Origin of the sequence: Amycolatopsis thailandensis (genome assembly GCF_042723255.1) — a bacterium.
GTDB lineage: Bacteria > Actinomycetota > Actinomycetes > Mycobacteriales > Pseudonocardiaceae > Amycolatopsis > Amycolatopsis thailandensis.
On the sequence record NZ_JBHXJK010000005.1, the window covers coordinates 113,225 to 127,515 of the forward strand.

General features: G+C 68.4%; 13 protein-coding genes. 3 read left to right on the forward strand and 10 right to left on the reverse strand.

The window, feature by feature from the left end; genetic code table 11:
• Positions 1-35 precede the first annotated feature (35 nt).
• From ACFWMR_RS03465 to ACFWMR_RS03500, 8 genes are all read right to left on the reverse strand, one after another.
• Positions 36-1,442, reverse strand: a complete 1,407-nt coding sequence (locus tag ACFWMR_RS03465; RefSeq protein ID WP_378376651.1) for a beta-N-acetylhexosaminidase — start codon at positions 1,440-1,442, stop codon at positions 36-38.
• A gap of 1 nt (position 1,443) precedes the next feature.
• On the reverse strand, positions 1,444-2,319 hold the full coding sequence (locus tag ACFWMR_RS03470; RefSeq protein ID WP_093933506.1) for a carbohydrate ABC transporter permease: 876 nt from the start codon (positions 2,317-2,319) through the stop codon (positions 1,444-1,446).
• Positions 2,310-3,269, reverse strand: coding sequence for a carbohydrate ABC transporter permease (locus tag ACFWMR_RS03475; RefSeq protein WP_378376652.1), 960 nt, complete (start codon positions 3,267-3,269; stop codon positions 2,310-2,312). Before ACFWMR_RS03475 ends, ACFWMR_RS03470 begins: the two co-directional genes overlap by 10 nt.
• A complete protein-coding gene (locus ACFWMR_RS03480) occupies positions 3,270-4,553 on the reverse strand; it encodes an extracellular solute-binding protein (protein ID WP_093933508.1) in 1,284 nt (427 codons plus the stop codon).
• A gap of 13 nt (positions 4,554-4,566) precedes the next feature.
• A complete protein-coding gene (locus tag ACFWMR_RS03485) occupies positions 4,567-5,697 on the reverse strand; it encodes a lactonase family protein (protein WP_378376655.1) in 1,131 nt (376 codons plus the stop codon).
• A gap of 27 nt (positions 5,698-5,724) precedes the next feature.
• Positions 5,725-7,113 carry a GntP family permease gene (locus ACFWMR_RS03490; RefSeq protein WP_378376657.1) on the reverse strand — a complete coding sequence of 463 codons (1,389 nt, stop codon included), beginning with the start codon at positions 7,111-7,113 and terminating at the stop codon, positions 5,725-5,727.
• Positions 7,114-7,287: 174 nt separating this feature from the next.
• The gene (locus tag ACFWMR_RS03495; protein WP_378376659.1) at positions 7,288-8,880 is read right to left on the reverse strand and encodes an N-acyl-D-amino-acid deacylase family protein; all 1,593 of its coding nucleotides are present in this window, start codon (positions 8,878-8,880) and stop codon (positions 7,288-7,290) included.
• Positions 8,881-8,913: 33 nt separating this feature from the next.
• Entirely contained in the window at positions 8,914-10,218 is a 1,305-nt protein-coding gene (locus ACFWMR_RS03500) for an amino acid deaminase (protein WP_378376660.1), read from the reverse strand.
• A gap of 150 nt (positions 10,219-10,368) precedes the next feature.
• Between ACFWMR_RS03500 and ACFWMR_RS03505 the strand changes: the two genes are divergently transcribed.
• From ACFWMR_RS03505 to ACFWMR_RS03515, 3 genes are read left to right on the forward strand one after another with little or no spacing between them, the layout of a single operon-like run.
• Complete coding sequence (locus ACFWMR_RS03505; protein ID WP_378376662.1) at positions 10,369-11,310, forward strand: sugar kinase; 942 nt, start codon at positions 10,369-10,371, stop codon at positions 11,308-11,310.
• Positions 11,307-12,071, forward strand: coding sequence for an IclR family transcriptional regulator (locus ACFWMR_RS03510; protein ID WP_378376664.1), 765 nt, complete (start codon positions 11,307-11,309; stop codon positions 12,069-12,071). The genes ACFWMR_RS03505 and ACFWMR_RS03510 overlap by 4 nt, the downstream gene beginning before the upstream one ends.
• Positions 12,068-12,451 (forward strand): RidA family protein, encoded by a 384-nt coding sequence (locus ACFWMR_RS03515; RefSeq protein ID WP_093933515.1) that lies wholly within the window; start codon positions 12,068-12,070, stop codon positions 12,449-12,451. Before ACFWMR_RS03510 ends, ACFWMR_RS03515 begins: the two co-directional genes overlap by 4 nt.
• 74 nt (positions 12,452-12,525) lie before the next feature.
• On the opposite strand, the gene ACFWMR_RS03520 is transcribed toward ACFWMR_RS03515, so the two are convergent.
• Together ACFWMR_RS03520 and ACFWMR_RS03525 are read right to left on the reverse strand one after the other, a co-directional pair.
• A complete protein-coding gene (locus tag ACFWMR_RS03520; RefSeq protein ID WP_378376666.1) occupies positions 12,526-13,521 on the reverse strand; it encodes a 1-aminocyclopropane-1-carboxylate deaminase in 996 nt (331 codons plus the stop codon).
• Positions 13,518-14,147, reverse strand: coding sequence for a GntR family transcriptional regulator (locus ACFWMR_RS03525; protein ID WP_378376668.1), 630 nt, complete (start codon positions 14,145-14,147; stop codon positions 13,518-13,520). The genes ACFWMR_RS03520 and ACFWMR_RS03525 overlap by 4 nt, the downstream gene beginning before the upstream one ends.
• Positions 14,148-14,291 lie beyond the last annotated feature (144 nt).

Genomic DNA, 14,291 nt, shown 5'->3' on the forward strand with positions numbered 1-14,291 from the left:
GTAGGGCGGCCCACCCGATGTCCAACCACTGCCGGCTAGCGCGGACGGCCCGGAACCCCCGGCCGCGTTTGCCACGGGTGCGGCCCGTCGAGCGGCCGGTATTCGACGCCCAGCGCGTCCAGTCGCGGCAGATGGTGGTCCCGCAGGCGCGGCAGGAACTCCGCGTAGTCCCGCCCCGCCGGGTCGCTCCACGCCACCTCGGCGAAAGCGCACAGACGCGGGAAGGCGACGTAATCCACCCGCCGCACGTTGTCGAGATGCTCCGCCCACACCTGAGCCTGCGCGCCGAGAATCGACTTCCCTTCGGGGAAATCGGACGGCACCGGCTCGTAGCCGTAGAAGCTCTCCAGTGTGCTCAGGTAGCCGACGGGGATCGGCTCGTCGGGGTGATCGGACTGCCGGTGGTCCAGGTATACGTGGTCCTCGGGACACATGACGACGTCGTGACCGGCGGCCGCGGCGCGCGCGCCGGCCGCCTCGCTCTGCCAGGAGCCGATGACCATCGGCGGCAGGTCACCCGCTTCGAGCACCTCGTCCCAGCCGAGCGGGCGACGTCCCCGTTCGACCAGGTGCCGGGCGATCTCGCGGACGAACCAGCCGTGTTCCTCGGTCGCGCCGGGGACTTCGTCACCGCCGAGGGCGATGACCTCCGACGGGAAGATGTCCAGCACGTGGTCGAACACGCGCTTGAAGAAGTCCACAGTGGACTTCTCCGTGTTCAGCAGCGACGTGCTGATGCCCCAGCTCGTCCACACCTCCCACGGCTCGGTGGTTTCCGGTCCTAGTTCGGGATAGGCGGCGATCGCGGCCCGCGCGTGCCCGGGGATGTCGACCTCCGGGACGACCGTCACCGAACGCTCGGCGGCGTACGCGACGATCTCACGGAGGTCGTCGATCGTGTAGAACCCGCCGTGCGGCCGCCCGTCGCGCTCCGGCCCGTCGTGCCGACCGACCATGGACGACTTCCGCCAGCCGCCGACCTCGGTCAGCTTGGGGAACTCGGCGATCTCGATCCGCCAGCCCTGGTCGTCGGTCAGGTGCAGGTTGAGCACGTTGAGCTTGTGCGCGGCGAGCAGGTCGATGAACCGCAGCACCTCGGCCTTGGTCCGGAAGTTCCTCGCGACGTCGAGAAGACAGCCACGCCAGCCGAACCGCGGGTGGTCGGTGACCACACCGCACGGGATCGTCCGTTGTCCACTGTGGATCGAAGTCGCCCGGAACGCGTCCGGCCCGATGAGCTGCCGGAGCGTCTGGCGGCCGTAGAACTCGCCCGCCGCGTCGGCCGCGTGCAAGGTCACGCCGGACGGGTCGATCTCCAGCCGGTAGCCCTCGGCCGGCAGTAGTTCGTCGGTCCGCACGTCCACTTCGGACGGTACGGAACACTGTCCCGGCAGCGGTTCCACCGAGACGGGACGGGGGAGCAGAGTTTCGAAGCCAGGCATGTCAGCCCTTCACCGCGCCGCCCATGACGGACACGAGTCGTCGTTGCACGAGAATGAAGAACACCAGCACCGGGATGGTCATCAGGGTCGAGCCCGCCATCACCGCGCCCCAGTCGGTGTCCTCCGGTTTGAAGAACACCAGGATCGCCAGCGGGAGCGTCTGGTTCTCGGTGTTGGAGATGATGAACGTCTTGGCGAACAGGAAGTCGTTCCACGCGTGGATGAACGCCAGCACGCTGATCGCCACCAATCCGGGCGCCACCAGCGGGAAGAGGATCTGCCAGGTGAACCGCATGCGGCTCGCCCCGTCGATCTTCGACGCCTCCTCCAGCTCCTGCGGCACCGCGGCGACGAACCCGCGCAGCATCCAGATCGCGAACGGCAGGCTGAACGCCAGGTGTACCAGGATCAGCGAGCCGAGGTGGTTGGTGCCGAACGCGGGCGCGACGTCGCCGACCGACCGCATCAGGAAGAACAGCGGAATGGTCAGCGCCTCGACCGGCACCATCTGCGCCACCAGCACCATCACCAGCAGGACGGTCCGGCCCTTGAAGTTGAACCTCGTCAGCGCGACCGCCGAGAGGAACGACAGCAGCAGCGACAACGCCACCACCACGACGGCCACGATCACGCTGTTCAGGAAGAACATCGCGAAGCCCTCGCCGCTGAGCACCCGTTCGAAGTGCTCCAGTGTCGGCGTGAGCGTCCAGGGGCGGGGGTTCTCCGCCTGGATCTGCCCGGTGGGTTTGAACGCCGAAAGCACCATCCAGTACACCGGGAACGCGACCATCCCCGCGATCACCACGCAGATGATCTCGGCGATCAGCCTGCCGGGCCGCTTGACCCGCCGAGTCTTCGGCGCCGTCGTCACACCCATCCCGCGCTCCGGCGTTGCGACCGGACGTACAGCCCGGTGATGGACAGCAGCAGCAAGGTCATCACGACTCCGAGCGCCGCGCCGAGACCGTATTCCTGTCCGGCGAAGGCCTGTTGATAGGCGAAGACGTTGAGCACGAGGTTGCGCCCGGCCACGCCGCCGCCGTTGGTCATCACATAGATCTGGGTGAAGATCTTGAAGTCCCAGATGATCGACTGGATGGTGGCGATGGTCAGCAGCGGCCGCACCATCGGCAGCGTGATCGACCACGTCGTGCGCCAGGTCGACGCGCCGTCGAGGTACGCGGCCTCGATGACCTCCTCCGGCACACCCTTGAGCCCCGCGTACATCGTCACCATGACGAACGGGAACGAGCACCAGATGACCTCGGCGGCCACCAGCCCGAACGTGCTGTAGGTGTCGAAGGTCCAGGAGTGGTTCGCCATCCCGGTGAACCCGAGGCCCGAAAGCACCTCGTTCACCAGGCCGAAGTCCGCGTCGAACAGGAACAGCCAGACGTACGATCCAGCCATCGCCGGGGTCGCCCAGGCGGCCAGCGCCGCGAGGAACAGCGGGACCCGTGCCCAGGCGCGGACCCGGGTCGCCAGGACGGCGAGCCCCGTCCCGAGCGCGAGACTCCCGACGACGCAGACCGCGGTGAACCCGAGGGTCTTGGCCAGCACCTCCCAGAACTGGAGGTTCTGCAGGAGATCGGTGTAGTTCTGGAAGCCGAGGAACACCAGCGGCGCGTTCCCGACCGCCTGCGGCTGGCCGTAGTCGTAGAACGAGATCAGCACGAGCTGGTAGATCGGGTACACCAGCATCGCCAGCAGCAGGATGCCGCCGGGCGCCAGGTAGAGCAGGGCGGCCCGCCCGTCCCGGCGACGGCGGGGCGACCGCCGTGCCGGGACGGCCGGAGCCGTGGTACGGGGGATTTCCTTGGTGACCACTTAGCCGAACGCCTTGTTCATCTCGGCGGACGCGGTCGCGAGCGCGGCCGCCGGGTCCTTGCCGCCGGTCGCGATCTGCTGGATCGCGGTCGGCAGGACGTTCTGCGCGTCGATCTTCGACCAGGCCGCGGTGGCGGGGACGAACTTCGTGCCCGCGGTGAGCGTGTCGACGAACGGCTTGACCGACGGGTCGCTCGCGGCGAGCTTCTGCTGGACGCTGCCGAGCGTGGGCAGGTTGCCCATGGCGACGTACATCTTCTCCTGGTACTTCGCGCCACCGAGCAGTTCGGTGAACTCGACCGCGAGGCTCTTGCGCTTGGTCGCGTTGAACACGCCGAGCAGGTTGCCGCCCGCGAACGCCGGGGCGATCTTGCCCGCCTCGGTGCCCGGGATCGGGATGATCGCGTACTTGCCCTTCACCTGGCCGGCCTCGACGGCCTTGCGGTTGAAGTCACCACCGATCGACATGCCCGCCTTGCCACCGGCGAACGCCGTGATGCTCTGCGTCCCGGTGAGGTTGGCGCACTGCTCGGGCGGGCAGATGTCCGCCTTCAGCAGGTTCGAGTACGCCGTCACGCCGGCCTTGGCCTGCTCGGAGTCCACAGTGGACTTCCACTTGTCGCCGTCCTGCTTGGCGATCTCGCCGCCGTGCGCCCACAGGAACGGAAGCATCGCGTAGGTGTACTTGCCACCGACGGAGATGCCGTACAGCTCCGGCTTCTTGGCGCGGATCGTCTTCGCGGTCTCGGTCAGTTCCGCCAGCGTCGTGGGCGGCTTGAGGCCGAGTTCGGCGAAGAGATCCGTGCGGTAGTACAAGGCGCGGATGCCGGTGAACCAGGGGAGCCCGTAGGTCTTGCCGCCGGACTTCGCGGTTTCCAGCACCGCCGGGAGGATGTCCGCCCCTTCCTTCCACGACGAGAGGTCGCCGGTCAGGTCGGCCAGCGCGCCGGTGGCGGCGTAGCTGGAGACGTCGGTGTTGCCGAACTCGGCGACGTCCGGCGCGCTCGCGGGGTCGTTGAAGGCGCCGGAGAACTTGTCCGCGCGGCCTTCCACCGGGATCCACTGGACGTCGACCTCGACGCCCGAATGCGCCGCCTTGAACTCGGCGATCGCCTCCTTGACCGCGGCCTCCTTGGGCGCGCGGTTGGCTTCGTCGAACAGCCAGACCCGGACGGTGCCGGTCTTTTCGTCGCCACCGCTCGCGGCGGGGGTGTTCTGGGCCGGCGCGCAGGCCGCGACGAGGCCGACCGCCGCGAGGCCCGCGATGAGCACGCGAGTTCTCATGGAATTTCTCTCCTTATGCGAAAAAGACGGAATTGACCTGGGGGAGCGCCAGTTTTCCGGCGACGGCCCCCGGGAGACCGGTGGCGGGATCACGCGGCAGCCAGCTCAGCGTGCCGGACTTGTCGCTGGAGACGTAGAACCAGCTTTCGGTCGGATCCAGGGTGAGGTGACGCGGGTAGACGCCGCCGACGGGCGCGTTGTTCAGCAGCTTCAAGGACTTGCCGTCCTCGCCGACGCCGAACGACGCGATCGTGTCCGAACCGCGCACGGACGCGTAGACGAACTTCCCGTCCTTGGACGTGGTGATCTCGCCCGGGTACTGCTCGCCGGGCGTGCCCGCCGGAACGGCCTTGACGACCTGTCCGGCGGTCAGTTTCCCGGTGGCCGGGTTCCACGCCGCGACGGTCACCTCGGCGCGAAGTTCGCCGAGGATGTACGCGTACTTGCCGTTCGGGTGGAACGCGAGGTGACGCGGCCCGGCGCCCGACGGGAGCTTCAGCTGCTGGTTCAGCTTCAGTTTCCCGGTGGTGACGTCGAGTTTGTAGACGTAGACCGAGTCCGCGCCGAGGTCGACCGAGAGCACCCACTTGCCGGTGGGGTCGTTGACCACCTGGTGCGCGTGCGCGGCACGCTCGGCGCCCTTGTGCTGGGCCAGATCGACGACGTCACCGAGCTTTCCGCCCGCGAGGATCGGGAGGACGACGACGCTGCCGCTGCTGTAGTTCGCGGCCAGTACGTACTTCTGGCTCGAGTGGACGCACAGATGCGTCGGGTGCTGGCCCTTCGCCGATTTCTTGTTGAGCAGCTTGGGCTTCGCCGGATCAGTGAGGCTGAGCGCGGAGATCTGCCCGTTCTCGTCCTCATTGGTCACGTAGAGCGTCTTGCGGTCGGCGCTGATGTCGAACCAGGAAGCGTTGCTGACTCCCGGGATCGTCCGGTCGACGACCACCGCGTTCGTGGCCGCGTCCCGGTGAGCGACATCGAGCCCGTGCCCGGAACTGGTGTAGCTGCTGACGTAGATGGCCCCGGTTCCCTTCGGTCCACAGGTCTGTTCGGAGGCGTTCGCGAGGTGGGAACCGAGAACGGTGGTGAGTCCAGCCGCTCCGACGGCGCCGAGGAAGGTGCGTCGATCGAGTCCGGTCATCGTGATCTCTCCCAGCTTTCAGGTGGTTTAAACCACTGCCATGAGCAATGCTGCCACGCCGAAACCGGAAACGGAAAGGACGGTTTCCAGGACGGTCCAGGTTTTCAGGGTCTGCGGCACCGTCATGTTGAAGTAGCGCGAGATGATCCAGAAACCGCCGTCGTTCACGTGAGAGGCGATGATCGACCCGGCGGAAATCGCCACGACCAGCAGGGCGAGCTGCATCTGCGAGTAGCCCAGCGTCGCCACGGTCGGCGCGACGATACCGCTCGTGGTCACGATCGCGACCGTCGCCGAACCCTGCGCGATGCGCATACCGCAACTGATGACGTACGCCGCCAGGATGACCGGGAGACCGGCGTTGTCCAGCGATCCCGCGACAGCCTTTCCGATCCCCGTCGCGGACAGCACGGCGCCGAAGAACGCGCCCGCGCCGACCACCAGCAGGATCATCGCGACCGGGCGCAGCGACTTCGCCGAAAGCTCGCTCAAGTCCTTGCCCGTCAAGCCTCGGCGCAGGCCGAGCAGCCACGACGCGAGCAGCACCGAGACCGTCAGCGCGACCGCCGGGGTACCGATGAACGCGGCGACACCGGCGGCCGCCGAGGCCTTGGGAAGCCAGATGCTGCCGAAGGTACCGGCGAGGATCAGCACCAACGGGACCGCGATGATCCCCAGCACCAGTCCGAGCGGCGGCGGGTTCGTCTCCTTTTCGCCTTCTTCTTCCGCGACAAGGAATTCCGCGGGAACGGGTACGTCGATCCGCTTGCCGATCCACGTCGAGTACACCACGCCGCCGACGAGGAACGCGGGGATGCCGCAGACCAGGCCCATCAGGATGATCCAGCCGAGTTCCACGTGCAGCAGGCCCGCCGCGGCGACCGGGCCGGGGTGCGGCGGGAGGAACGCGTGCGTGATCGAAAGACCGGCGAGCAGCGGCAACGCGTACAGCACCAGCGAACGGCCGCCCTGTTTGGCGGCGACGTAGACCAGCGGTGCCAGCACGAAGATACCGATGTCGAAGAACACCGGGATGCCGAAGACGAAGCCCGCGAGACCCATCGCCAACGGGGCCCGCTTCTCACCGATGGCCCGCAGCAGCGCACTGGTGAGCACCTGTGCCCCGCCGGAGCGCTCCAAAATGGACCCGAGAATGGTGCCGAGCCCGATGATCGCGGCGATATGCCCGAGGATCCCGCCGAAACCCTTTTCCAGCAGGGAATCCGATGCCTTCTGTGCGGACCCGACGATCTGGACGACCGGCAGGCCGGCGGCCAGCGCGGTCAGCAGGCCGACCACGATCAGCGCGATGAAGGGCTCGAGTTTGACTTTGATGATGAGGAACAACAACACCGCGATCGAGACGGCGGCGAGGGTCAGGAGACCTCCCGTCGAATGTTGGAGCCAGTCGATCATCGGGCACTCCCGGGGTTCTGTGTTTGTTGGTGAACCCGCGACCGCGATCGACGTCGGCAGGACGCCGTCTGGTCATACTCGTCGCGGTGCGATGCCAGGGCGCCCTGCCACCGCGATAGCGGGGCCTTCGGCCGGGGCGGGTTCGAGCGTGTGGTCACTTCGGGTAGATACATTTCAGCTCCGCCGACTAGCTCTGAGCGAATGGCCGGCGAGGGCGCCGGTCGGATGACCATCGTCGATGGCGGCGACACCGTTGACGAAGACATGGGGGATACCGGCGGCCTGCTGCCGCGGCTCGTCGAACGTGGCGGTGTCGGCGACGGTTTCCGGGTCGAACAGCACGAGGTCGGCCGCGTATCCGGCGCGGACGAGTCCCCGGTCGGTCAGCCGCAGGCGCCGCGCGGCGCGGCCGGTGAGGTGGGCGACGCATTCGGCGAGGTCGAGGACGCCGAGTTCGCGGACGTAGCGCGCGAGATAGCGCGGGAACGTGCCCCAGGCGCGGGGATGCGGCCGCGCGCCGACGAGGAGGCCGTCACTGCCGCCGGTGTGCGTGCGGTGCCGCATGATCGCCTGGACGTTCTCCTCGTGTCCGACGTGCATCAGGCAGGACGTGCCGAGCTTTTCCGAGAGCAGGACGTCGAAGTACAGCTCCGCGGGCGGTTTCCCGGCCCGCTGCGCCGACGCGGCGACGGAATGTCCGACGAGGTGGGAGTTCTCGTCCCGGCGGACGCCGTTGATCTCGATGGCCTCCCAGTCGATCGGCACGCCGTGCGCGCCGTCCGAGCCGGTCTCCTCGATCTCGGCGCGGATCCGCTCACGGGTGTCCACATCGGACAGACGGGCCAGCGTGGCGTCGAGCCCGCCCTCGGTGGACCAGCTCGGCAGCAGCGCGGAGAGGTACGTGGCGCCGGGAAGATAGGGATAGGTGTCGAGCGTGATGTCGCAGCCGTCGTCGAGCGCCTCGTCGAGCAGCTCCAGCAGGTTCCCCGCCTTGCCCTTGTTCACCGAGAAGTTCATGGTGGCGTGCGCGAGGTGCAGCGGGCAGCCCGAACGGCGGGAGACGTCGACCATCTCGCCGAACGCTTCGAGCGCGCCCTTGCCGTAGCTGCGGTGGTGCGGACTGTAGAAACCGCCGTTCTCCCCGACGACCCGGCACAGTTCGACGAGTTCTTCGGTGGTGGCGTACATCCCTGGCGTGTAGGTGAGCCCGGACGACATGCCCATCGCGCCTTCGGCCAGTCCGGTCGCGACGAGTTCCTTCATCGCGTTCATCTCGGCTTCGGTCGCGGGCCGGTCTTCCCAGCCGACGGTGAGCATCCGGACGGTCCCCTGCGGCACCAGGTAGGCCGCGTTGACCGCGACCCCGGCGTCCAGCCGGTCCAGGTACTCGCCGACCGAGCGCCAGTTCCAGTCGAAGCCGGCCGGATCGTCGTTCCATCCGGCGAGCTGCTGGCGCAAAGACGCGAGGACGTCGTCGTTCACGGGCGCGTAGGAGAGCCCGTCCTGCCCGAGGACCTCGGTCGTGACGCCCTGGGAGAGCTTCGCGAGGTGATCCGGGTTGGCGAGCAGCTGGAGATCGGAATGCGAGTGCATGTCGATGAACCCGGGCGCGAGCACGAGTCCGTCGGCGTCGATGGTGCGGCGGCCCGCGAGCGAGCCGGGTTCGGCGACACTGGCGATCCGGCCACCGGAGATGCCCACGTCGTGCCTGGTGAGCGGATCCCCGGTGCCGTCGGCGACCAGTGCGGAGCGGACGACGATGTCCATGATGATTCTTCCTCTGCGGCGGTGGAGGACGGATCAGAAGTGGGTGCGGACGAAATCGAGCACGGTCTCGCCGTCGGGGCCGACGACCGGGATGAGGGGCCACTTGTCGAACACGGTGCAGGGATGCGACAGACCGAGGGCGATCCAGTCGCCGACCTCGACCGGTGACGACTCGGGCAGGGTGAGGAACGCGTGCTGGTCGTTCATCTTCTGGATGGAGTGACCTTCGAGCACGGAGGGTGCTCCGTCGCTCTTGCGGATCAGGCGTGGCTCGGGCATGCCTTCGTCGAAGGAGGCGTCGCGTTTGCCGATGGTGAGCAGGGCGAGTTCGTCCGTCGGCTTCGACGTCACCTGGGCCCAGGCGCGCAGCGCGGGACGGAACGAGGCGACGCCCTCGATCCGCGGGTGCTCGCCCAGCGGGGAGATCACGCGGTAGAAGCCGTCGTCGTGGGTCACGTAGGCGCCGCTGCGCAGGATCGGCAGGACGTCCAGGTCACCCCAGTCCTTGGTGAGTTCGTCGGCGACGCGGTCGAAGTACGCGCTGCCGCCGCCGGTGACGATGATCTGCCCGGCGTCGTCGAGCAGGCCCTTGCCGTGGAAGGCGAAGACGAGTTCGCGTAGGCCGTCCACATAGGAGCTGATCAGCTGGAGCGACTTCTCGTCGGTGTGGTGGGAGAGCGCGCCCTCGTAACCGCCGGATCCGCGCAGCCGCAGGGCGGGGCTCGCGTGCGCGGCTTCGGCGACGGCGAGCGCGGTCTCGGTGTCGCGGACACCGGTGCGGCCGCCCTCGGCGCCGAGTTCGACGAGGACGTCCACCTTGCGGCGGGCACCGCGCAGGGCTTCGGTCATCAGTTCGACACCGCGGACCGAGTCGACCCAGCAGACGAACTCGAAGTCGTCGTCGGCGTCCAGTTCCGCGGCGAGCCACTTCAAGCCCGACGGGTCGAGAAGCTGGTTCGCCAGCAGGATCCGGGAGACCCCGAACGCCCGGTAGATCCGCAGGTGCCCGGCGTTCGCGCAGGTGATCCCCCACGAGCCGTGCTGGAGTTGTCGCTCGAACAGCTGCGGCGCCATCGTCGTCTTGCCGTGCGGCGCCAGCGCGACACCACGTTCGGCGCACCAGTCGGCCATCGTGCGCAGGTTGTGTTCGACGGCCTCTTCGTCGAGGACGACGAACGGGCCGAAGAAGCCGTCCTCGAACAGCTTCGCGCCGCGGGCGGCGGCTTCGCCGATCGTGAGTCCCGACAGCGCGGGCGCGACCGAGCGGAAGCGCCAGTCGACGCGCTCCTCGCGGACGGCCGCGACCGCGGCGGAATCGATGGTGCCGGCTTCGAACATGAGGTTCACCTCGGTTGCGTATGTTGCAACGGACGTTGCGCATATTGCGTGGGATAGGTGTAGCATCCGGTCCGCTAGAGGTCAACGGCGTGACGACTAGGAGACGCGAAGGTGACAAGCGCGCCCCACGTTTTGTGCATCGGGGAGTCGATGGCCTTGTTCGTACCGGCCGAATCCGGGCCGCCCGACGAGGTGCGGAAGTGGGTACGGACGATCGGCGGGGCCGAGTCGAACGTCGCCTGCCATCTCCCGGCGCTGGGTTTCGCCAGCGCGTGGGTGAGCGCCGTCGGCGACGACCCGTTCGGTCGCGCGCTGGTGCGCGAGATCGCCGCCGCGGGGGTGGACGTCAGCGCGGTCATGGTCGACCCGACGCGTCCGACAGGGCTCTACATCAAGGAAAGCGGTGCTCAAGGCAGCCCTGTGCGGTACTACCGCAAGGGGTCGGCCGCGTCCGGGATGGACGCCGGGCTGCTGGGGAAACTCGATCTCGACGGGGTGCGTGTCATCCATCTGTCCGGGATCACGCCCGCGCTGTCGGACGGCTGCCTCGACCTGGTGCGCGCCCTGATGGAACGCCCGCGCGGCGACACGCTGGTGTCGTTCGACGTGAACTTCCGGCCCGCGCTGTGGACCGGTCGCGATCCTTCGGTGCTGGCCGAATTGGCCGCCCGCGCCGACATCGTGCTCGCCGGGGAGGACGAGGCCGAGCGGGTGTGGGGGACCGGTGACCCGGAGCGGCTGCGAACCGCGCTGCCCGGGCCGAAGACGCTGGTCGTCAAGCACGGGGAACGCGGCGTGACCCTGATCGACGGCGACGAGGCGCCCCTGTTCTCGCCCGCGCTCCAGGTCGACGTCGTGGAGCCGGTCGGCGCCGGTGACGCGTTCGCGGCCGGCTTCCTCGCCGCCACCCTGCGCGGCGACGACCCGGCGGCGCGGCTGCGGCGTGGTCACCTCCAGGCCGCCGCCACCCTGTTGACCCACGACGACGTGGGGACGCCACTGCCGGAATCCGTCGTCGAAGCGCTCCTCGGTGCGGATGAGGCAGCATGGACGGCGGCGAAGCTGACGGACAAGGGATTGGTGGGCGGATGAGCCAGAGCCTGGACAGGGCACTCACGCTGCTGAGCGGGCTCGCCCGTGAGCCGAAGACCCTCGATCAGCTCGCCGAGGAGATCGGCGTGCACAAGTCGACCGTGCTGCGCCTGCTCCGGACGCTGGAGTCGCACCACTTCGTACGCCGGGAAGGGCAGCGGTACTACCGGCTGGGCAGCGCGCTGTTCGATCTCGCGCAGCAGGCGCTGGAGGACCGCGATGTCCGCCGCACCGCGCAATCGGCGCTCGCCGGGCTCAACGCGCGCACCGGGCACACCATCCACCTCGCGTCCTATGAGGACGGCGAGGTCGTCTACATCGACAAGTTCGAGGGCAGGCATTCGGTGCGGATGTACTCCCGCATCGGGAAACGCGCGCCCTTGCACTGCACCGCCGTCGGCAAGGTGCTCGTCGCGGCGATGACGCCGGAGAAACAGGCGGACGTGGTGTCGAGGATCGACTTCTTCGTCCGCACACCGAACACGATCACCACGTCCGAGGCGTACGGGAAAGAACTCGCGCTCGTCGCCGACCGCGGCTACGCGGTGGACAACGCCGAACACGAGGACTTCATCCACTGCGTCGCCGCGCCGGTCCGGGGTCCGGGCGGCGTGGTGCTGGCGGCCGCGTCGATCTCGGTGCCGAAGGTCCTGCTGGACTACGACGGCCTGATGGGGCTCGTGCCCGAACTGGTGGCCGCCACCGAAGAAGCTTCCGTCCACAGTGGATGGACGGGGAACCGAAAGGGGAAGTTGGAATGAGCAAGACCGCGATCAGCACGGAGAACGCGCCGAAGCCGGTGGCCGCGTTCTCGCAGGCGGTCCGCAAGGGCAACATCCTGCAGGTGGCCGGTCAGGTCGCCTTCGACCCGGCCACCGGCGCCATCGTCGGCGACACGGTCGGCGAGCAGACCGAGCAGACCTTCAAGAACATCGAAGCGGTGCTCGAGGCCGCCGGTTCGAGCCTGGCCGACGCGGTGATGGTGCGCGTGTACCTGACCGACGTCGACCACTTCGGCGTGTTCAACGAGGTCTACAACAAGCTGATCGGCGAGGCCCCGCACCCGGCCCGCACCACCGTGTACGTCGGCCTGCCCGCCGGGCTGCTGGTGGAGATCGACGTCCTGGCCGTGGTGGACTGATCCCCGCGCGTGTCATGAGGGGTCCCCTTAGGACATTTTTCGTCCCATGGGGACCCCTCATGACACTTCGGGAGCTAGAGCACGCTCGTGTACCCGTTCAGCGCGGGCTGCCCGCCCAGGTGCGCGAAGAGCACGTTCGAGTCCCGCGAGATCTCACCGCGGCCGACGAGGTCGATCAGCCCCGCCATCGACTTGCCCTCGTACACCGGATCGGTGAGGACACCCTCCAGCCGCGCCAGCGTCCGGATCGCGTCCAAAGTGGACTCGTCCGGGATGCCGTAGATCCCGGCGTGGTACCGCTCGTCCAGCTCGACCTCGGAGATCTCGCCGGCGCCGATCAGTTCGGCGGTCGCCCGGGCGATCCGGGTGACCTGGTCGCGGGTCTCGGCCGGTTTCGCCGATCCGTCGATACCCAGGATCCGCCGCGGCTTGCCCGACAGCGCGGCTCCGGCGACCATCCCGGCCTGGGTACTGCCGGTGACCGAGCACACGACCACCGTGTCGAAGAAGACGCCGAGTTCGGCCTCCTGCGCTTCGAGCTCGACGATCCAGTTCGCGAAGCCGAGCCCGCCGAGGCGGTGGTCCGAACCGCCCGCCGGGATCGCGTACGGCTTGCCGCCGTCGGCTTCGATCTCCTTGACCGCGTTCTCCCAGCTCTCCTTGAACCCGACGCCGAATCCGGCCTCGACCATCCGGATGTCCGCGCCGAGGATGCGCGAGAGCTGGATGTTGCCGACCTTGTCGTACAGCGGGTCGTTCCAGTCGACCCAGCTCTCCTGCACCAGCACGGCCTTGAGCCCAGCGCGCGCGGCGGCCGCGGCGACCTGGCGGGTGTGGTTCGACTGCACGCCGCCGATCGAGATCAGCGTGTCCGCCCCGGAAGCGAGCGCGTCGGCTACCAAGTATTCGAGCTTCCGGGTCTTGTTGCCGCCGAACGCAATACCGGAATTGACGTCCTCGCGTTTCGCCCAGACCTTCGCGCCGCCGAGGTGGGCGGTGAGCCGGTCGAGCGGGTGGACGGGGGAGGGGCCGAGCAGCAGCGGGTAGCGCGGGAAGTCGGCGAGGGTCATGGCGTCTCCAGGAGGGCTTCGAGTTCGGTCCAGATCGTGGCGGTGATCGCGCAGGCCGCGTCGACGTCGCCCGCTTCGATGGCGTCGGCCAGCTCCGCGTGGCGCTGGACGGACCGGTGCGCGGGCAGAGAGCCGAAGCGGGCGTATTCGAGACGTCGGAGCAGCGGTGTGTAGCGGGCCAGCGTCGCGGCGATCGCCCGGTTGCGCGCGGCGGCCACCGGGACGTCGTGGAGTTCGTCGTCGGCGGCGATCGCGGCCGCGATGTCCCCGGCGGTGATCGCGTCGGCGAACCGGGTGTTGGCCGCGCGCATCGCCGCGACCTCGGCGGCCCCCATCCGCGGCGCTCCCGCGCGGACGGCGAACTCGTGCAGCGCGCGCACCAGCTGGAGCGCGTCGCGGACGTCGTCGGGCACGAACCCGGCCACGCGTGTGTAGCTCTGCGGCTTCGACTCGACGAGGCCGTCCTCGATGAGCCTCAGCAGCGCCTGGCGCACCGGCGCCCTCGACAAGCCGAGCTGATCGGCCAGGTCGCCGTCGCGCAGGTTCGTCCCCGGCGGCAAGGTGCCGTCGATGATCGCCCGGCGGATGTTCTCGTAGGCCTCGTCCCTCAGGAGGGACCTCGGCACCTTCGCTAACCCACTCACATCTAAAATGTTAGTTGAATATGACGCTCGTTGGTAGGGCCGGATGTCATGAGGGGTCCCCTTAAGACAAAAATATTGTTAATTGGGCCCCCCCTGTGCCCTGTGGGACTGGGGGTCCGGTTTTAA